Consider the following 18,797-nt stretch of genomic DNA (forward strand, 5'->3'; position numbering starts at 1 on the left):
TAACAATGAATGTTTCTAGCTTGTTCCTTGGGCAGATATTCTGCCTAAGGCCAGGCTAACAAATGGAGATTACCGAAGACAAAAGAAGAAAAAACACACCGTTAGGCAAATAAGGGGAGGACATTTAAAATGATCGAAATTAAAGTACCTGAGCTTGCAGAATCTATTACTGAAGGAACTATTTCACAATGGCTTATCAACGTAGGCGACAAAGTTGAGAAAGGTGGCAGCGTTGTTGAGCTTGAAACTGATAAAGTCAATGTAGAAATCATTGCAGAAGATTCAGGTATTGTATCGAAGTTACTAGGCGAACCTGGGGATACAGTTGAAGTTGGCGCAACTATCGCAATTTTAGATGCTAATGGAGCACCAGTTGCAGTAAGTACACCTGCACCGGCTGCTGAGCAACCAAAACAAGAAACAGCTGAAGCACCGAAAGCTGCGGTACCAAGTGCTGAGCAAACTGCAACACTACAAGGGTTACCAAATACAAACCGTCCTATCGCATCACCAGCTGCTAGAAAGATGGCTCGTGAATTAGGAATCGACTTAAACGACGTACGTAGTACAGATCCACTTGGACGCGTGAGACCACATGATGTACAAGCTCATGCTGCAGCACCAAAAGAAGCACCAGCTGCTCCAAAGAGTCCAGCTCCTGCTCCAGTTGCAAAAACGGAATTCGAAAAACCAGTTGAGCGCGTGAAAATGTCCCGCCGCCGTCAAACAATTGCAAAACGTCTTGTAGAAGTTCAACAAACATCTGCAATGTTAACAACATTTAACGAAGTTGATATGAGTGCGATCATGGAATTACGTAAAGAACGCAAAGATGCTTTCGAGAAAAAACATGATGTACGTCTTGGCTTCATGTCATTCTTCACAAAAGCAGTTGTTGCAGCATTAAAACAATTCCCATTATTAAATGCTGAAATTCAAGGTGACGAGCTTATCATTAAAAAATTCTATGATATCGGTATTGCAGTAGCAGCTCCAGATGGATTAGTTGTTCCAGTTGTACGCGATGCTAACCAATTAAACTTCGCTGAAATCGAAAGCGAAATTCGTGAATTAGGTAAAAAAGCACGCGATAACAAACTTTCATTAAAAGAACTACAAGGTGGTACATTTACAATTACAAACGGTGGTGTATTCGGTTCTCTAATGTCAACACCGATCCTAAATAGCCCTCAAGTTGGTATTTTAGGAATGCATAAAATCCAAGTACGCCCAGTTGCAATTGATAACGAGCGTATGGAAAACCGCCCAATGATGTACATTGCTTTATCTTACGATCACCGTATTGTTGATGGTAAAGAAGCAGTTAGCTTCCTTGTTGCTGTTAAAGATATGCTTGAAGATCCAAAGTCATTATTATTAGAAGGTTGATGGATTAATAATCTAATATATAAAGGCTGTAGAATACATCATTCTACAGCCTTTTTTTGCGTTCATACGGGACAAATCGCATGACATAAGCTAATAATGTATGCCTAAACGTAAGGAGGATTAAAATGAATAACCTTCCAATTCATGCAAAACTTAAAGTAAATAAGGATACTTTCTTCCTCCCCGATTCAAACGGGGGTGTCTATTTTCGAAATAACGCCAGTTCATTTCGTATGGACGGTGATGGAATTTATGACTGGATTGAAAAATTAATGCCAATGTTTAACGGGAATTATTCTTTAGCAGAAATAACCGATGGCCTCCCTCTCCCCTATCAAAATCGAGTATTTGAAATTGGAGAGATTTTATATGAAAATGGTTTCGTTCGCGATGCAAATCAAGATGCCCCTCATGAATTAAACAGTACATTACTCGACAGATATGCTTCACAAATTGAATTTTTAGAAGCTGATTCTCATTCAGGTGCTTTAAAATTTGAAACATACCGCGGAGCAAATGTCCTTGTACTTGGCTCTGGGGATATGCTTACTTCTTTAGTTTCTTCTTTATTAGAATCTGGTTTACCTACATTTCATTACCTCGTTACAGATCGGGATGAAACAAACTATGACAGAATACATGAGCTAATAGAACGTGCATATGAAGTTGATAACAGTGTACTCCTTCAAGAAATCGATACTACAATTGACCGTCCCTTACATGAAGTATTCGAACCTTTTGATTGGATTTTATATGTTTCTCAAAATGGAGACATTGACGGTTTAAAAACAATTCACACTATTTGTAGAGAAACGAAAAAGAATTTTATACCAGCTATTTGTTTATCAACACTCGGTATAGCTGGACCTGTCGTAACGGAAAATCGTGATGAATGCTGGGAATCCGCATGGCATCGGCTACATGAAACGACTTTGCAAAATGAAAATTCATCGGATTCCTTCTCGCAAATTACATCTGCCATGTTAGCAAATGTAATCGCTTTTGAATTGTTTAAACATGTCGCGGATGATTCATATCGTGAAAAAGAATCGCAATTCTTTTTATTAAACTATGAAACACTTGAAGGAACGTGGCATTCTTTTATAAAACATCCTCTTGCAACTGATGAAAGTTTTACAATTGATACGATAGAAAACCTTTCTGAAAAACTCGAGCATCGGTATGGCCAACATACCTCGACTGATTTATTCCGTTTTTTCGATTCATTAACTTCTAAAGAAGCCGGTATATTCCATGTATGGGATGAACAAGATTCATATCAATTACCGTTATCACAATGCTATATTCAAGTAGCCACTCCACTATCAGATGGCCCAGCTCCCCTTCTCCCTCTTATGACTCGCAGTGGATTGACTCATAATGAAGCACGCCGAGAAGCTGGTTTAACAGGGATTGAAACATATGTAGCAGAAATCATTCACCGCCTTATTCCTGAACATAACGATATCGGTATCGGTGCTGGAGAAACGATGACAGAAGGATTTTACCGGGCACTACAACAACATTTAAACAATAAATTGTATGAGCGGCAATCACATATGCTAGAAGAACTTACAACGATTGATTTAACTGATATTCACGATAAACATTGTAGATTTTATTACGATGCTCTTGCTACAATTCATGAAACACCTAAAATCGCAATGAGTGAAGAGATTCTCAGTTTTCCAGTCATTTGGGTTGGTATAAATGATAGATGGTACGGTGCATCTAATATTAATATGACGTTAGCCTTACGGAACGCACTACAACTATCACTGCTCCACATTCAAAGTGAAGAGACTCCTTACAGAGCTAATATCTTGCCTGAATCATCTATTATTTTATATGACACGGATTCTTTTAGAGTGGAAATACAAGCGGAAGAAGAAATTCCAAGTGTGCAATCTTTACAGCTTGCCTTACAGCATTTAGAAGAACATAATTTTTATCCATTCGTATTTGATTTGGCAATTGAATCATTTTTGAAAGAAAACTTAGATGGTGTGTACGGAGTATTAATTGCAAAGGAGGACGGTCTATGACTCAAAATATATTGCTTATAGGAGATGGCCTTCTTGCAGACTATGTACATGATCAATTATGCAAACAATATTCCATCATTCGTCAGCATACCCTTACAGAAGAACTTCCTGAAAATATTCATCTCGCTCTCGTATTACATGATGGATCTCCTTCTACTATTCATCATGATGCTGAGCTAATTTTTCAGTCAAATCATATTCCGTGGCTACGTGGTTTTACTTCATTTGGCGAAGGTATTATCGGTCCTTACATTCATCCTCTTACGCCCGGATGTTCCCATTGTTCTGATGGACGCCGTTTTATCGCTGGCTTTGATCAAAAAGAAATGTGGGAACTACAGCGGAAATATGCCTTTAAAGCAGATAATGTAACGAGGCGTGATGTACGTGCCACCCAAAATGGAATGTTACAAATGTGCCATCTTATTTGCGCAGAAACAGAAAAAATATTAACTCATAACCATTCTTCTTTAGAAAATAAACTTATTTTACTAAACTTACAAACATTACAATGTACGCGGCATTCTTTTCTTCCAGATCCTCTCTGTCCTGTATGTAGTAATTTACCTGATGATACTGCGGATGCGGCGGAAGTTTCTTTACAACCGAGTTTAAAAGTAAGCACCGAAACGTATCGCTGCCGTTCCATTCATGAATTAAACACATTTTTAACGAGAGACTATTTAGATTATCGGGTCGGTATGTTGAACGGCAAAATGCAGCATTCTGTATTACCATTCGCTGATGTCATTATAAACATGCCATTAATGTTTGGAAATGAAGGTGTTGCAGGCCGAACTCATTCATTTGCAGTGAGTGAAGCAACTGCCATTTTAGAAGGTTTAGAACGATATTGCGGTATGTCGCCTCGTGGAAAAAAAACAAATGTGCATGGTAGTTTTCATGATTTAGAGGAACATGCACTAAATCCCCTCACACTCGGTGTACATGCAAATGAACATTACAATCGTGATAATTTTCCATTTAAACCGTTTGATCCTGATTATGAGCAAAACTGGGTATGGGGATATTCTTTATCACAAAACAGACCGCTTTTAGTTCCTGAATCAATTGCTTATTATAGCCTCGGTCATCGAGATGCTTTCGTGTATGAAACATCAAATGGATGTGCAATTGGCGGTAGTTTAGAAGAAGCGATTTTTCACGGCATTTTAGAAATTGTAGAGCGTGATGCCTTCTTACTCACTTGGTATGCCGAATTACCTCTTCCCCGCCTTGATCTTAATTCAGCAAATGATACGGAATTACAATTAATGATCCAGCGGTTACGTACGATTACCGGATATGAATTATACACTTTTAATGCGACGATGGAACACGGCATCCCGAGCTTATGGGTAATTGCAAAAAATACGCGTGAAAATGGAATGAACGTTGTTTGTGCGGGAGGCGCTCATTTAGATCCTATTCGAGCCTTAAAAAGCGCCATTCAAGAAATAGCAGGAATGTTACTTATAACAGACGATGAGCTCGAGCACAAAAGAGAATACTACGAAAAATGCTTACAAGATCCTTATTTCGTTAATAAAATGGAAGACCATAGTATGCTGTATGGATTGAAAGAAACGGAAGAACGTCTTCACTTCCTTTTACGAGAAGATGCACCGGTGCAAACGTTCCAAGAAATGAATGTATCACAATCATTTAATATGGATTTAACATCCGATCTCCACCAACTTTTAAATCGTTTGCATCAATCTGACCTTGAAGTAATCGTTGTAGATCAAACCGTTCCCCTTATAGAAAAGAACGGACTACACTGTGTAAAAGTTATTATTCCAGGCATGTTACCGATGACGTTCGGACACCATCTTACTCGGGTTACAGGATTGGACCGGGTATATACCGTACCGATGACACTTGGATATACAGACGAACCTTTAACAAATGAAAGATTAAATCCACATCCACATCCGTTTCCATAGTAAAGGAGGGATTTCATGCAGCTAGATACTTTTTTACATCATCTCCATTTCTCTATTGATGAAATTATGCCGAATCATGAGGTGGACTGGAAAGACGCACCGCTTCCTTATAAATTATATCGAAATGTACCTACCATCCCGCTTTCCTTAGAAATCCCGTTATCTTTATCGAGCTCTTCTACTACACCTACTCTAAATGAGATTGGTCACTACCTTTGGTATTCATTTGGTGTAACACAATTATGTCAGCTAAATAGCGAGAGAAATGTATTACGTAGATCCATTCCTTCAGGCGGTGCTTTATATCCGAATGAATTGTATATCTATTTAAAGATTGATGATTATCCAGACGGCATTTACCATTATGACGCCGCGCATCACCGACTTATTTTACTTCGCGAAGGAAATTTCGATTCTTATTTAGCAGACACACTCGGTAATTGCTGTAACATACATGATTGTTTCGGTGTTGCATTTGTATCCACTATGTTTTGGAAAAACTTCTTTAAATACAATAACTTTTCATATCGACTTCAAGGATTAGATAGCGGGGTTCTCATTGGACAATTACTAGAATGTGCAAAACAGTTCGGTTATACGAACGGCGTATACTTTCAATTTCTAGACCGTGCACTGAATCATTTACTCGGATTGTCAGAAGGTGAAGAAAGTGTGTATGCCGTTATTCCTTTAAGTACAGAGCCAGAAACTAATTGGTTTCACAATGATTACCGTGAAAATAAAACAGTTACTTCTCATGAGTTGTTGCAACAAATTCCGCCGCTCGCACATGAACATTTCGTTCGCTCAAAGCATGTAAATGAGTATCCGATGATAACAAAAATAAATGAGGCTTCTATGATCGAATCGACAGCACAGTTCCAAACACTAGCTCATGAAGAGCACTATCAACATCATGCGCACGCTGTACAACTGCCGAAAGTAGAGCGTTTATCTTATGATTTCTTACAACTTTGCAGAAAACGGTATTCCCCTGATGCTGACTTTATTTTAACGAAATGGGATGCAGCTGAGCTCGCTACTTTACTACAAGAAGCGAGTCTCTCCTTCCCCTATTACAACGATCTTGACGGTAAGTATACAAATGAAAATACACGCGTCTCCTTATATGGATGTTTTTATAACGTGAAAAATATTAAAAACGGGGCTTACGCTTATAACAGTAAAACACATTCCATACAACCAATTCGATATGGAGACCTTCGCTACCCACTTCAGTCTAGTATGACGATGGATAACGTGAACCTTTTTCAAGTACCACTTTGCTTACATGTAGTCGGAAAGAAAGATTACTATACAAATGCATTAGGCTATAGAGGATACCGCATTCACCAAATGGAAGCTGGTATACTCGTTCATAAACTCGTTTTTGCTGCAACTGCTATGGGGATGGGCGGGCATCCGTTACTAAGTTTTGATACAAATTCATGTGATCAATTGTACGGTATTGATGCTGGGAATGAAACATCTCTTATTCAAGTTCCAGTTGGGGCATATCGGGCGCGGAATTGGTTAAAAGGGGCTTTGCATAGTTAAAAGCACGCCGATGGACGGCGTGCTTTCTTACTAGATTAACTTAAAAATACTCTTAATTTGTCTAGCAAATAACCAATTTTTCGTACCGTAGTTATCATTTAAACTATCTAAATTAATAGATTGTCCGTTAGCAAACTTTAATTCTAACGTTGTATTTTTGTCATTTGTTTTTAAGTTACTATTTGTAATGGCATCATACTTTAATTTTTCAATCTCAACATATTCGTCTTTTTCTTGTCCAATCACGACATGGTCTTGGAAGAAGAAAAATACTTCTACTTTTTTACCGAAACAAAATACATTTTTCGTATAAATTAATGTCGCGTTATCAAGTCCGACACATACTTCTTTCATTTCTTCCACAACGTGTCCAAAGTCTTCTTCATGTCTTGCATTTGATTCAGCAATCCATTCTTCGATTGTTTTCATGTTAATTGCCATACTGCGCCCCCTGGTTCGTTCATTGCTTCGTTTAAAAAATAAATACTATATGAAAATATAAGCGATACGTACGATGTTTTCAAGGGGGCACGGTATATTCAAAATAAAGTGAAACTTTATTTACTCCCTCATTGTAAAAAAAATAGCACTTTAAAAAGTGCTATTCCGCTCTCCTTGCCGCTTGCTGAATTGGATCCCAAACGCTGTTATATGGTGGGGCATAACTTAAGTCGACATCTTCTAAATCGTGAATGCTCATTTTATTGAAGAGTGCCATTGCGATTACATCAATCCGTTTATCTACACCTTCTTCTCCAATTACTTGTCCGCCTAATAATTGTTTCGTGTCGGAACGGTATAGTAATTTCAAGTAAAGTGGTTTCGCATTTGGATAATAGCCCGCCATATTAGTCGAATCTATTTTGACTGTTTTATACGGGATGTGTAGCCCTTTCGCTTCTTTTTCATTTAATCCTGTTCTTGCAAGCGTCAAATTCATAAATTTAATAATGCCTGTACCTAACGTTCCTTTAAAAGCTCTTCGTTTATCCAGCATATTCAGCCCGGCAAGTCGCCCTTGTTTATTTGCAGTTGTTCCAATTGGAATATGGTCATGAATTTCTTTTATCACGTGATAATGTGTCGCACAATCACCAGCTGCATATACGTCTTGCACATTCGTCTGCATATATGCATTTACCTCGATTGCCCCTTTATGATTTGTATGTATATTCGTTCCTTCAAGAAAATCAGTATTCGGCTTCACTCCGACAGATACTAAAACAAGATCCGCTTTATACGTACCTTTATCCGTTTCAACTGCTTCTACTCGTTCATTCCCTTTGAACGCTTTTACATTTTCATTCGTTAAAATTTCAATATGATGTTTATCTGCTTCTTTATGTATATACTCCGCCATATCTGCATCATAAATCGTACCGATATGATCATTTCGCTCAATCATTCTTACTTTCTTACCAAGTTCAACGAATGTTTCTGCCATCTCCAGTCCGATTGCACCACCGCCAATAATCGTTACATCTTCAACTTTATTCGTTTCTAGCGTTTTTAATATGCGCTCAGCATCAGGAATTGTTTTTAAAAGATGAACGCCTTGTAATTCCCGTCCTTCCCATTCTGGCATAACAGGACGCACTCCAGTCGCAATTAATAATCGATCATATGGAAATTCAAAGACATCCTTCGTCTTCGTATGCTCTGCGTACACCATTTTCTTTTCCGTATCTACTTTCGTTACTTCATGACGCACTTTCGCATCAATTCCATATTTCTCACGAAACGTCTTCACGTTGCGCGCGATTAACTTTTCAGTTGAAGCGATAGCACCACTAATGACATACGGTAATCCACACTGCGCGTATGAATAAATTTCACCTTTTTCTAAAGTTACAACATTTGCATTTTCATCGTTTCTAACAATTTGCATCGCTGCACTCATACCAGCTGCATCTCCGCCAATAATGACATAGTTCACTTTACCACTCCTTCTTTTTTACATACTCTTTACGTTTTCCATATTTTATAGAAATAACACCTACCTCCATTGTAAAGAAAGAGAATTTTATCTTCAAATTTGTTGCACAAACTTATACGTGAATAGGTAACTGTCGTGCCTTATAAACAACATGTTTAATATGCTATAACAGTTACTATTGAAAGTAGGTGAAATATATGTGCGCCGGCCTTCTCGCCCAGCTTCCAGATGAACCGCAAGAACCAAAAGAACCGAAACCCGCCGTCTCACTTGACCAAGAATTTTCCATTAATGCAACAATATATAGCGCTCGTGCTTGGTTATCTAACGATGATACGTTTGCGCAAGATATTTGGAAAGCTACCCAATTCGCTTCAGCATCACATGCTGGCAAGTCCATCTTTCCAGTCGGTTCTGTTAAAATTATAAACTTCTCTGATGATACAATTACTGTTACTGCTTCACCAGAATCAGATCATGCGCTCAAAATAGTCGTACCACCCCATTCCGAGGCTGCTCTAACGTCTGGTCCTTTATCACATATACAAGCTAGTACATCAGGAGGATCAAGTAAAGTCACATTTCTCTTTCATATCTTTTTCTCAAGGGATCCTGGTCCAGCTAAATAACGATAGAAAAGGTACAGCAATATACACTGTACCTTTTTCAAGTGCTCTATTCTCTTGATTTGATTAGTTCAATATTATAAGTTTCAATATCTGTTAACGTTCCTTTAAAATAAGGATTTTCTCTATACCAAGACTGTTTTGCAAAATACGCTTGCATATCTTTCGTTTGAAAAATATGTCCATGCCTTGCATATATTTCATTTCTAGCAATTTTCAACTGCTCTTTCGATAAATATGTTAAATCTGCGCTCGTTAATTTTCGAATATCACTATCAGGAAAGATGAAACCATTATATACATACCCAGTCGCGGGCGTTGGAGTAACATTATAAACAACTGTTTTTTCTGTACTTTTCTTTTGGAATGGAAGATTATAAGACGAAAGTGTCGTTATCGTCTCTACTTGTGTCGTTTCTCGTCCGCTTTCTCCATTTCGTTCTAAATAAATCGTCGCACTTCCATCAGTCGCTACAGGTCCCCATGTAATTTCTTCTCCTGCCAGCGCTGTAACCGGTTTTTGATTTACGTACAATGTTGCACCAGGCGCGTTCGTTTGAACTGTAATATATTGACCTTGCAACGTTAAATCTATCGTTACGTTATTTTGGCTTTGTTTCATAAGTACAACCTTTTCCTCACGAGATAATTTTACATAGTCATTTTTATAATCTGATTGAAACACTTGATTTCCCGGAAGAAATGGCCCATATTGCTTCTCAAACTTTTTGTCATCTGTCTTATCAATTTCTTTTCCGTTCATTTTTAACGATACGCCTTTTTCATTTGTAAGCAAAGTTGTATAGTACGTCTTCGCTTTCAATTTATATCGATCAAATATAAAGAAATACTTTCCGTCTTTCGTTAATGAAAAATCAACTCTTTCTATTCCATCCCGTTGTTTTTCACCTTGTCTCAAATATCCTTTTAATTCATTTACGTAAGATGGATTTTCTTTTATATATGAAAATAGAGGCGTTAAACTCTCTCTCGTTATCATAACCGATGGATCATCTGCCGTAACGATCTCAGCTAATTTCTCTCCGTCCCTCTCTTGTAAAATCGTAATCATCCGGTCTACTTGTGCCACCTGCGTATAATACGATGCTCCGTACAAATACAATCCAATAATCGCTATAACAAATAGTGCTAACAGTGTAATGCCAACTTTTGTACCACCGCTCATGTTCTTCTTTACTACAGGACGTCCCCTCTTCGACCCGCAGTTTTGACAAAATTGCACACCATCTTCAAACTGAGATCCGCACTTTGTACATACATTCATTCAGTCAACCACCTTTTCATTAGAAGCCAGTTATTCCCTTTGTTAAGGCTTGAATTATCGTGCTAATGTAAGACCAAAGTACAATGAACGTTGCAATTCCAATTAAAACATTTGCAATAATAAGTGTGTAAACGAGATCTAATCCGCCATTGTCTAGCTTTAATACGGCTACAGTTATACTAATCCCTATATAAGTTGCAGCTACGGATAATAATATAGGTAAGAAAAAGATTAATAAGAAACTAAAAAGAAAAGAAAGGACTAATATGACAATAGTCGGCGTCGCTATCGTTCCCCATATACCAAATACTTCAAGAAACGAAAAAGACGATTTCATCATCTTACCACTTACAAAAATAATAAATCCGACAAATAAAGTTAAAATTAATAAAAAGAAAAAGACCGTTATAGATTCTCCAAAAAACGTGGGAGTAGATATATCTGGTGCAAATGTTCTCGTAACTGCTGATGCTGCACTCATCATTCTATAAAAAATACATGCTCCTAAAAAACAAATAAGAACAAGACTTACAATTCCATTTCGCACTTCAATAGCGCCGCTTTTCATAATCGCTGTCGGTGCTTGTAATGCATGTTTAAAAAATTGAAAATAGCCGCTCGCGAACCGCTTCGCTTGCTCTACCGTTTCATTTGGCCGAGCTTCCTTTGCTTGTGCCGCACGTGCTTGTTCCGGCCCTTCTTCTTGGCCACTACTTGCCACTACTTCTTCCGTTAACGAATGTCCACAATTCCCGCAAAACTTTGCCTCCGCTGCATTTTCTGTATGACATGACGGACATTTCATTCTCTTATCCCTCCTTAAGCATATACCATATAGGGTGTTACAAATTCAATATATGAATTTGTACATAAAACATGACTACAAGAAAAAGATTCTGAAATCCTTCTTCCGAAAGAAAATATATGTGCTAGTAATCTTGAAAAAAATGCTATTATGAAACAGAATAAATAATATTTTTAACAGATTGGATGACTGGCAATGGAATTGGTAAACTCAATTTTTCAAATACTCCTTACAAGCGTAATCCAATTATTATCTTTAATTGGCGTTATCATTGTAATTGGATTTCTATTAGGCTATTTAGAATCTCTCACACGCATGTATTGGTCGAGAGCTTTTGGAAGAAAAGGATTCCTATTAACGGCTTGGATCGGTGTTCCGATTCACGAACTTGGACATGCCATTATGTGCGTACTGTTCCGTCATAAAATTGTGGCGACTCAGTTCTTCCCAACAGATACAAGTCAAGGGGCTTTAGGTTACATACAACATCAATACAATCAAAAAAGTGTGTATCAACGAATTGGGAATTTCTTTATCGGCATTGGGCCTATTATTTCTGGTATTACTGCATTAACCCTTTTAATGCGCTATTTCGTACCAGAATCATATTTTTTATTTAATACAACTCTCGAAAAAACGATTGCTTCTACTTCTATTAATGTAGAAATGATTCAAAACATGCTCTTGTCGACGTTTGTATTATTGAAAAGCTTATTTACAATCAGCAATTTATTGAATCCTTCCTTTTGGTTATTTTTATTTATCGCCATTTGCATTTCCGCGCATATCGCTTTAAGTAAACCAGACATTAAAGGATCAATAGACGGAGTTATCGTCATGTTTATCGTTTTATTTTTATTCAACATCATAGCGGGACTGTTTCAATACGACAGTAACCAGCTAATTGGACAGGTTATGAAATATAATATGTATCTCATTGCGTTTTCTAGTGTAGCACTGCTTTTCTCTTGTATTTCTACACTTGTTAGTTTTTCGTTTTATAAAATAAGAAGAGGACGTTCTTTTTGAACGCCCTCTTCTTATTAATTATTCCCCTTATAATCACAATGTTCAACCGGAACACGAGCATGCCCTTCTTCATCGGTACACCATGACTGTGATTGGAATGCAAGAAAGATACCAATCCATTCTTCTTCCTTTTCAAAGTGAATGAGTATCCCTCCATCTTGCCATATTCCATCATCACCTTGCCATTTTTCTACATTCCCTTGATTCATATGAATATCATGTATACCGTTTCCTGGTTTGAAATGAAAATAGGAATCTGGTGTATTTTCTTCTGGTCCCCATCTTTCACCAAACGCGTAAATAATTGCTTTTTCTTCTATTGCTCGTTTTATATAACGTTCTATTTTTTCATTTAAATCATTATCTTCTCCTGCTTTTTCGGGAGGCAAAGGAATCATTTGATTTGAGTCAAATAAATTTCCTCTTACATAATCTAAAGCTACTTTCGGTTCATTGTTTTTTATTTCTGTAAAACCGAATGGTAATGTCGGTAAAATATGAATCGCCTCTGACCGAATATTGTTACTCGCAAAATATAAAACTTCTGATGGATAACTTTGCGATTTTACGTTAATTGCAATACGATAATCTACTCCTGTCTCGCCCTGTAAATGAACTTGATAATGAGGTGTTTTCCCTTTTCCAATCTTTGCTTGTATAACTGTACCTTTTAACACACCGTAGTTTTTTAGGGGCATACATTTCATCTCCTATCCATTTAGTAGAAGCTATTCATATTTAAATCATTATCCACTCATAAAAAAAATCCTCCTATGTTAGGAGGATTTTTAATTTCTCAACATATACCAAACAATAACCTCTACCACTACAAGCAAAACCGCACCAAAGATCATTAACGTCGTCTTCTTTAATAGTTCATTTTCACGGTAAGGGATATTACATAAGTAAGCACCTAGTGTAATCCGTGATGGACAAGCGATTGTCGCTACTGATGATGCGGTGTTTTGAAGTGTTGTGACATATTGCCACGGGAGTGCTACGTTTTGTGCAGTTTGCATTTGTAGTTTTATAAACATTGCATTTGATCCTGCGTTACTACCTGTTAAAAATCCACCAATAGCGCCAATAAACGGAGCAACGAAAACGAAAAACGTTCCAAATGTGTCACCAGCTGTCTTTGCGAGTAATGAATGCATGCCTGATGCACCCATTAGTTCTGAAATGGCGATAAACATTGTCGTCGTAATAGCAAAAGGAATCCATTGTTTGATCGTTTGTGAGAGTGATTGTTTAATAATATTAGACGGGATGCGGAAGAAAATAATAGTAAATAAGCAAGTCATACCGAGCCAAAATCCTGGTGAATATAGTAACTCTAGTTTGTAAGAGTATGATTTCAAATCAAGAACCGCATATGATCTAAACAAATCATGTAATGCTGGAACGAGGCGGGAAAGTAAAATACAAACTGTTAGAAATATATAAGGGCTAATAATTTTTATAATGGATATTTCTCTCTCCGTTGCAGCCGCATGTTCTGTTATAAGATTTTGCCCACTTTTTCCTTTTAATTTAATGATAAGAAAGCCAAATGTAATCGTAACGATAGAACTTAATATCCCGGCTAGTTCAACACTTACGTACGCATTAAAAAGGTAGATTCCGAGAGAAAATAATAGAAAGAATCCTACTCCTTCTTTCCACTTTTCTATAACCGCTCGCCAGCCGCCAACAACGTGTAAAGAAAGAATAACGAAGTAAGCAAACATCGGAATACTTAATAGCGCTGTATTTGTACCAAGTGTTGTAAGAGGCATATTTATTAGCTGCGAACCGATAATCGTACCCGTTGCCATTGCGCCCCATGAACTAGCTAGTAAGCCGATGAATGAGAGCAGTACAGCTTGAAATGGTTTATATCCTAGTGAAAGAAAAATAGGTGCTGCAACCATGAAGCCAATACCGAATCCACTTACTGATTCAATAAGTGGGCAAATGCCAAAGCACATAAGCAGCATTTGTAATAAACGATCCTGAGTAACTGCTTCTAGAAAACGTGCTACTTGATCGATGTACCCCATTTTGTTCATGAGGTGAAATAAAAAAATACCGAAAAATAAAACGTATCCGACAATAAAACAAATTAACCATCCTTTAATCGTTGCGTGCACAGTTTCACTTATCCCTAATTGAAACGTTGGCGAGAGTAAAACGATTCCAACAGACACAACATAAGAAATTAACGAGGATCTTAATGACGTTTGTTTAAATAAAAATAAACAAATGAATATCATCATAATTGGGATAAGTGCCAACAATATGGCCATGTTATCATCTCATTTCGTTTAAAATACAATTTTTAACTATTATATAACAGATGCTATAATTTTCAATTGTTTTTACAACAGATTCAAAAAAGGAACCAAACGGCTCCTTTTCATTCACTCCCATTTTCTATTATCCTGAAAAACTGTCTGCTTTCCGACTATTTCTTTCAACACAACAAACACAATGTAAGTACATATTGCTTGCAAGATAATATTCCAAAATTTCATTAATGTAAATGAATGAATCCGTAGAAATAATTCGTTTAATAATACAATCGAAACGATACTAAATAATTCTATACTAATCGAAAATACACATATTTCTAAAATAGACTGTTCTTGAATGCGATTTAAGTTGGAAAAGATGAATACATACCCTAAAAATAGAGCCATTAACTCTATTTTCGTCATGCTAATGAGCCAAGCGTATAGTGGTACAGTTAAAAATAGATATAATAGTTTACGTCTTAGCATGCCTTCTCACCCTCTAAATTATATGTATTTTCTGTATATTTTAACATTTATTACGCAAAACAAAAAGAAGAGACTACGCCTCTTCTTTTTGTTTTGTTGCCTGTATTAATTCACATATTTCTTCTCGTTTTTCATTTTCTAATAGCTCAATAACTTTACTTCCAACGACAACACCATCACATATTGTAACCATTTCTTCTACATGTTCTTTTGTTGAAATGCCGAATCCAGCGACTACTGGTAAGTTGACGTGTGATTTTACTTTTTCTAAGTAACTATGAATCTCTTCTTTAAAGTTTTGACGTACTCCCGTTACGCCCGCTACTGTAACAGCATAAACGAACCCTTCTGATTCACTCGTAATTTTTTCAATTCTTTCAATAGGACTTGTTACGGTAACGAGTGGAATGAGCGCAATGTTTGCCTCTCGAAGTAACGGCGCAATAATATTTTGTTCTTCATACGGTAAGTCCGGAACGATGATGCCGTCTACACCTGCTTCTATACAGTTCTCGATGAATCTCTCTTTTCCGAATGCAAGTACCGGATTTAAATATGTCATAAGAACAAATGGCATTTGTACTTCTTTTCTTACCTCTGCTAACGCTTGAAAAATGCCTTTTAATGTTACGCCGCTATCTAGCGCTCGCTTTCCTGCTCTTTGAATCGTTGGTCCATCTGCAACTGGATCTGAAAACGGAATACCAATTTCAACGATGCTTGCTCCAGCCTCATCTAGAAAACAAATTCTTTCTTTTAATTTTTCAAGGCCACCATCTCCGCCCATTACGTACGGAATAAATGCTTTCTTGCCATTTTCAAACGCTGCTTTAATTTTTTCTACTCCCATTTTTTACACCTCTTCCATATAACGTTTTATACTCTCTACATCTTTATCACCACGACCAGATAAACAAATGACAAGTCCCTCATGTTCCTTCATTTTCGGAGCTAATTTTAATGCGTATGCGACAGCATGTGAACTTTCTAGCGCCGGGATAATGCCTTCTTTTTTCGTTAATAATTGAAATGCTTCTAATGCTTCTTCGTCTGTTATCGAATGATAAGAAACGCGGCCAATATCTTTTAGCAAGCTATGTTCTGGACCAACACCTGGATAATCAAGTCCTGCTGAAATAGAGTGTGCTTCTTGAATTTGTCCTTCTTCGTTTTGCAGAAGATACATCATTGATCCGTGGAGAACGCCAACGCTTCCTTTCGTTAAAGTTGCTGCATGCTTTTCTGTATGAACGCCTTTTCCAGCTGCTTCTACGCCGTAAAGAGCAACTTCTTCATCGTGTACGAACGGATAAAACATCCCCATCGCATTACTACCACCGCCAATACAAGCAACGACTGCTTCTGGTAACTTTCCTTCTAACGCCTCATATTGTTTTTTCGTTTCATTTCCAATTACACTTTGGAAATCACGGACAATTTGCGGGAATGGATGTGGTCCGAGAACAGATCCCATAATGTAGTGCGTATCATGCACATGTGAAACCCAGTAACGAAGCGCCTCGTTTACCGCATCTTTTAATGTACCGCTACCTGCCGCTACACTTTCTACTTTCGCTCCGAGTAATTCCATTCGGAACACATTTAATTTTTGACGTCTTACATCTTCTTCTCCCATAAAAATGACGCATTCTAATCCGAGAAGAGCACATACAGTAGCTGTTGCAACTCCGTGTTGTCCAGCTCCTGTTTCAGCGACAACTTTTTTCTTGCCCATTCGCACTGCAAGTAGTGCCTGACCGATTGTATTGTTAATTTTATGAGCTCCTGTATGGTTCAAATCTTCACGTTTTAAATAAATCTTTGCACCACCGCAATACTTCGTCATATTTTCAGCATAATATAGCGGTGTTTCTCTTCCGACGTACGTTTTTAAATAATGATTTAATTCCTTTTGAAATGCTTCATCTTGCATCGCTTCTTTATATGCTTCTTCTAGTTCTAGTACAGATTGCATTAACGTTTCTGGAACATATCGTCCTCCGTATATACCGTAATGTCCTTTTTCATCTGGATATGCGTAGTTCATTTGGAACACTCCTTCGCTTTTATAATAAATTGTTTTATTTTCTCTACATCTTTCTTTCCTTCTGTCTCTACTCCGCTGCTCACATCGACCATGTATGGCCGAACAGTTTGAATTGCTTCTTCTATATTAAGAGCGTTTAATCCACCAGCTAATATCGTTTTCTTTCGCAATTCTTTTGGCATATGCCCAAGTAGTTCCCATGAAAATGTCTTTCCATTTCCTCCATGAAACTTTTCTTTCGGGCTATCAAATAATATATAATCCGTTTCATACCCTTGAGCGTTTTTCATATCACTCTCTGAAGTTACTCCTAGCGACTTTATAGACGGAATATTCAATCTTCTAATTTGATAATTGTCTTCATCCCCATGTAGTTGTACATGTGTTAACCCGCACTCATCTGCAATTTTCTGGATCACTTCTACTGATTCATTTACGAAAACACCGATTTTTAACACGTTGGCTGGAAGCTCCTGAATGATTTCTTCCGCTCTCTTTGGAGCGATTTTCCGCTTACTTTCTGCAAAAACAAATCCGAGTGCATCTGCTCCGTATTCGCAAGCACGTTTTGCTATTTCCATATCAGTGATGCCGCAAATTTTCACTTTCATATATTCACCTTACAATCTTCAAAAAAGGTACGAATAGAAGATGATGTCATAAGTGCTTCCCCAACTAATACACCTTTTGCTCCTGCTTTTTTAACACGAATAATATCCTCTTTTGAATGAATCCCGCTTTCGCTAATCCAAAGTAATTTCTCCTCATTTAATCGTTTTCCAAGCTTTTCTGTTTGGCCTAAATCGACTTCGAATGTTTTTAAATTACGATTATTAATGCCAATAACGTCCGGATTTAATACAATCGCAGTTTCTAATTCCTGTTCATCATGAACTTCAATAATCGCTTCCAATCCTTTTTCTAACACGTAGCTATACAACTCTTTTAACTTCTCTTTCGTTAACGCTGCTACAATTAGTAAAATAATATCTGCTCCCGCTTCATACGCTCTATCGATTTGAATCTTATCAATTATGAAATCTTTACATAAAAGCGGAATGTTACTTTCTTCTCTTGCTGTTTGTAAATCGTGAAACGATCCTTTAAAAAATTGACCATCTGTTAAAACAGATACTGCTCCTGCACCACATTTCTCATATGTTCCCACTTGTTTTCGTACGTCAACGTGTAAATTGATATCTCCTTTTGATGGTGATGCTCGCTTTACTTCTGCAATGACAGTAAACTGCTGTAACGCTTCTACAAGTGAATGTGTCTTTCTTTTTGTTTTTACTGGTGTATATATTTCATATAACTCCGCAACTTCCTTTTTCTTCTGTTCTACAATTTTATCTAAAATCGTCCCCACT

17 protein-coding genes are annotated in these 18,797 nt (G+C 37.3%); 6 read left to right on the forward strand and 11 right to left on the reverse strand.

Features of this window, described 5'->3' with window-relative positions; translation table 11 throughout:
• Positions 1-129: 129 nt before the first annotated feature.
• The 4 genes from odhB to ACS2QP_RS10685 all read left to right on the forward strand — a co-directional run bounded on the left by odhB (position 130) and on the right by ACS2QP_RS10685 (position 6,937).
• On the forward strand, positions 130-1,389 hold the full coding sequence (odhB, locus tag ACS2QP_RS10670; protein ID WP_438882408.1) for a 2-oxoglutarate dehydrogenase complex dihydrolipoyllysine-residue succinyltransferase: 1,260 nt from the start codon (positions 130-132) through the stop codon (positions 1,387-1,389).
• Between the two features lie 125 nt (positions 1,390-1,514).
• On the forward strand, positions 1,515-3,434 hold the full coding sequence (locus ACS2QP_RS10675; RefSeq protein ID WP_153581475.1) for a putative thiazole-containing bacteriocin maturation protein: 1,920 nt from the start codon (positions 1,515-1,517) through the stop codon (positions 3,432-3,434).
• Positions 3,431-5,380: a TOMM precursor leader peptide-binding protein gene (locus ACS2QP_RS10680; protein WP_438882409.1), complete on the forward strand. Its 1,950-nt coding sequence runs from the start codon at positions 3,431-3,433 to the stop codon at positions 5,378-5,380. Before ACS2QP_RS10675 ends, ACS2QP_RS10680 begins: the two co-directional genes overlap by 4 nt.
• Positions 5,381-5,395: 15 nt before the next feature.
• Positions 5,396-6,937, forward strand: coding sequence for a SagB family peptide dehydrogenase (locus tag ACS2QP_RS10685; RefSeq protein WP_438882410.1), 1,542 nt, complete (start codon positions 5,396-5,398; stop codon positions 6,935-6,937).
• 30 nt (positions 6,938-6,967) lie between these two features.
• On the opposite strand, the gene ACS2QP_RS10690 is transcribed toward ACS2QP_RS10685, so the two are convergent.
• Together ACS2QP_RS10690 and ACS2QP_RS10695 are read right to left on the reverse strand one after the other, a co-directional pair.
• Positions 6,968-7,378 (reverse strand): DUF3908 family protein, encoded by a 411-nt coding sequence (locus ACS2QP_RS10690; protein WP_000996782.1) that lies wholly within the window; start codon positions 7,376-7,378, stop codon positions 6,968-6,970.
• A 160-nt stretch (positions 7,379-7,538) separates the two neighbouring features.
• Complete coding sequence (locus ACS2QP_RS10695) at positions 7,539-8,873, reverse strand: FAD-dependent oxidoreductase (RefSeq protein WP_438882411.1); 1,335 nt, start codon at positions 8,871-8,873, stop codon at positions 7,539-7,541.
• Positions 8,874-9,070: 197 nt separating this feature from the next.
• Between ACS2QP_RS10695 and ACS2QP_RS10700 the strand changes: the two genes are divergently transcribed.
• Positions 9,071-9,502 (forward strand): hypothetical protein, encoded by a 432-nt coding sequence (locus ACS2QP_RS10700; protein WP_000332407.1) that lies wholly within the window; start codon positions 9,071-9,073, stop codon positions 9,500-9,502.
• 46 nt (positions 9,503-9,548) lie between these two features.
• Here ACS2QP_RS10700 and ACS2QP_RS10705 read toward each other — a convergent pair whose 3' ends face one another.
• Together ACS2QP_RS10705 and ACS2QP_RS10710 are read right to left on the reverse strand one after the other, a co-directional pair.
• Entirely contained in the window at positions 9,549-10,784 is a 1,236-nt protein-coding gene (locus ACS2QP_RS10705; RefSeq protein WP_149215049.1) for a TcaA 3rd/4th domain-containing protein, read from the reverse strand.
• Between the two features lie 19 nt (positions 10,785-10,803).
• Entirely contained in the window at positions 10,804-11,589 is a 786-nt protein-coding gene (locus ACS2QP_RS10710) for a zinc ribbon domain-containing protein (protein WP_071741043.1), read from the reverse strand.
• Positions 11,590-11,784: 195 nt separating this feature from the next.
• Here ACS2QP_RS10710 and ACS2QP_RS10715 point away from each other — a divergent pair, with 195 nt between their 5' ends.
• Positions 11,785-12,618: a hypothetical protein gene (locus tag ACS2QP_RS10715; RefSeq protein ID WP_332283630.1), complete on the forward strand. Its 834-nt coding sequence runs from the start codon at positions 11,785-11,787 to the stop codon at positions 12,616-12,618.
• 14 nt (positions 12,619-12,632) lie between these two features.
• Here ACS2QP_RS10715 and ACS2QP_RS10720 read toward each other — a convergent pair whose 3' ends face one another.
• From ACS2QP_RS10720 to trpC, 7 genes are all read right to left on the reverse strand, one after another.
• On the reverse strand, positions 12,633-13,316 hold the full coding sequence (locus ACS2QP_RS10720) for a DUF2278 family protein (protein WP_153581479.1): 684 nt from the start codon (positions 13,314-13,316) through the stop codon (positions 12,633-12,635).
• A gap of 90 nt (positions 13,317-13,406) precedes the next feature.
• Complete coding sequence (locus ACS2QP_RS10725) at positions 13,407-14,906, reverse strand: L-lactate permease (protein ID WP_438882412.1); 1,500 nt, start codon at positions 14,904-14,906, stop codon at positions 13,407-13,409.
• Between the two features lie 114 nt (positions 14,907-15,020).
• Positions 15,021-15,380 carry a DUF4029 domain-containing protein gene (locus tag ACS2QP_RS10730; protein ID WP_063535898.1) on the reverse strand — a complete coding sequence of 120 codons (360 nt, stop codon included), beginning with the start codon at positions 15,378-15,380 and terminating at the stop codon, positions 15,021-15,023.
• 73 nt (positions 15,381-15,453) lie between these two features.
• Positions 15,454-16,230, reverse strand: coding sequence for a tryptophan synthase subunit alpha (trpA, locus tag ACS2QP_RS10735; RefSeq protein WP_065223885.1), 777 nt, complete (start codon positions 16,228-16,230; stop codon positions 15,454-15,456).
• Positions 16,231-16,233: 3 nt separating this feature from the next.
• Positions 16,234-17,427, reverse strand: a complete 1,194-nt coding sequence (trpB, locus tag ACS2QP_RS10740) for a tryptophan synthase subunit beta (RefSeq protein ID WP_153581481.1) — start codon at positions 17,425-17,427, stop codon at positions 16,234-16,236.
• Entirely contained in the window at positions 17,424-18,038 is a 615-nt protein-coding gene (locus ACS2QP_RS10745; RefSeq protein ID WP_153581482.1) for a phosphoribosylanthranilate isomerase, read from the reverse strand. The genes trpB and ACS2QP_RS10745 overlap by 4 nt, the downstream gene beginning before the upstream one ends.
• A complete protein-coding gene (gene trpC / locus ACS2QP_RS10750; RefSeq protein ID WP_438882413.1) occupies positions 18,035-18,796 on the reverse strand; it encodes an indole-3-glycerol phosphate synthase TrpC in 762 nt (253 codons plus the stop codon). Before trpC ends, ACS2QP_RS10745 begins: the two co-directional genes overlap by 4 nt.
• Between the last annotated feature and the right edge of the window lies 1 nt (position 18,797).

The organism is Bacillus cereus group sp. Bce019, from assembly GCF_051781745.1.
GTDB classification, from domain to species: domain Bacteria; phylum Bacillota; class Bacilli; order Bacillales; family Bacillaceae_G; genus Bacillus_A; species Bacillus_A cereus.

Excerpts from the sequence above, each read along its gene's own strand:
- ACS2QP_RS10700 (WP_000332407.1), top strand. The coding sequence starts at position 9,071 with ATGTGCGCCGGCCTTCTCGCCCAGCTTCCAGATGAACCGCAAGAACCA.
- trpB (WP_153581481.1), bottom strand. The coding sequence starts at position 17,427 with ATGAACTACGCATATCCAGATGAAAAAGGACATTACGGTATATACGGA.
- ACS2QP_RS10675 (WP_153581475.1), top strand. The coding sequence starts at position 1,515 with ATGAATAACCTTCCAATTCATGCAAAACTTAAAGTAAATAAGGATACT.
- ACS2QP_RS10715 (WP_332283630.1), top strand. The coding sequence starts at position 11,785 with ATGGAATTGGTAAACTCAATTTTTCAAATACTCCTTACAAGCGTAATC.
- ACS2QP_RS10725 (WP_438882412.1), bottom strand. The coding sequence starts at position 14,906 with ATGGCCATATTGTTGGCACTTATCCCAATTATGATGATATTCATTTGT.
- ACS2QP_RS10730 (WP_063535898.1), bottom strand. The coding sequence starts at position 15,380 with ATGCTAAGACGTAAACTATTATATCTATTTTTAACTGTACCACTATAC.
- ACS2QP_RS10705 (WP_149215049.1), bottom strand. The coding sequence starts at position 10,784 with ATGAATGTATGTACAAAGTGCGGATCTCAGTTTGAAGATGGTGTGCAA.
- odhB (WP_438882408.1), top strand. The coding sequence starts at position 130 with ATGATCGAAATTAAAGTACCTGAGCTTGCAGAATCTATTACTGAAGGA.
- ACS2QP_RS10680 (WP_438882409.1), top strand. The coding sequence starts at position 3,431 with ATGACTCAAAATATATTGCTTATAGGAGATGGCCTTCTTGCAGACTAT.
- ACS2QP_RS10745 (WP_153581482.1), bottom strand. The coding sequence starts at position 18,038 with ATGAAAGTGAAAATTTGCGGCATCACTGATATGGAAATAGCAAAACGT.
- ACS2QP_RS10710 (WP_071741043.1), bottom strand. The coding sequence starts at position 11,589 with ATGAAATGTCCGTCATGTCATACAGAAAATGCAGCGGAGGCAAAGTTT.
- ACS2QP_RS10685 (WP_438882410.1), top strand. The coding sequence starts at position 5,396 with ATGCAGCTAGATACTTTTTTACATCATCTCCATTTCTCTATTGATGAA.
- ACS2QP_RS10720 (WP_153581479.1), bottom strand. The coding sequence starts at position 13,316 with ATGCCCCTAAAAAACTACGGTGTGTTAAAAGGTACAGTTATACAAGCA.
- ACS2QP_RS10690 (WP_000996782.1), bottom strand. The coding sequence starts at position 7,378 with ATGGCAATTAACATGAAAACAATCGAAGAATGGATTGCTGAATCAAAT.
- trpA (WP_065223885.1), bottom strand. The coding sequence starts at position 16,230 with ATGGGAGTAGAAAAAATTAAAGCAGCGTTTGAAAATGGCAAGAAAGCA.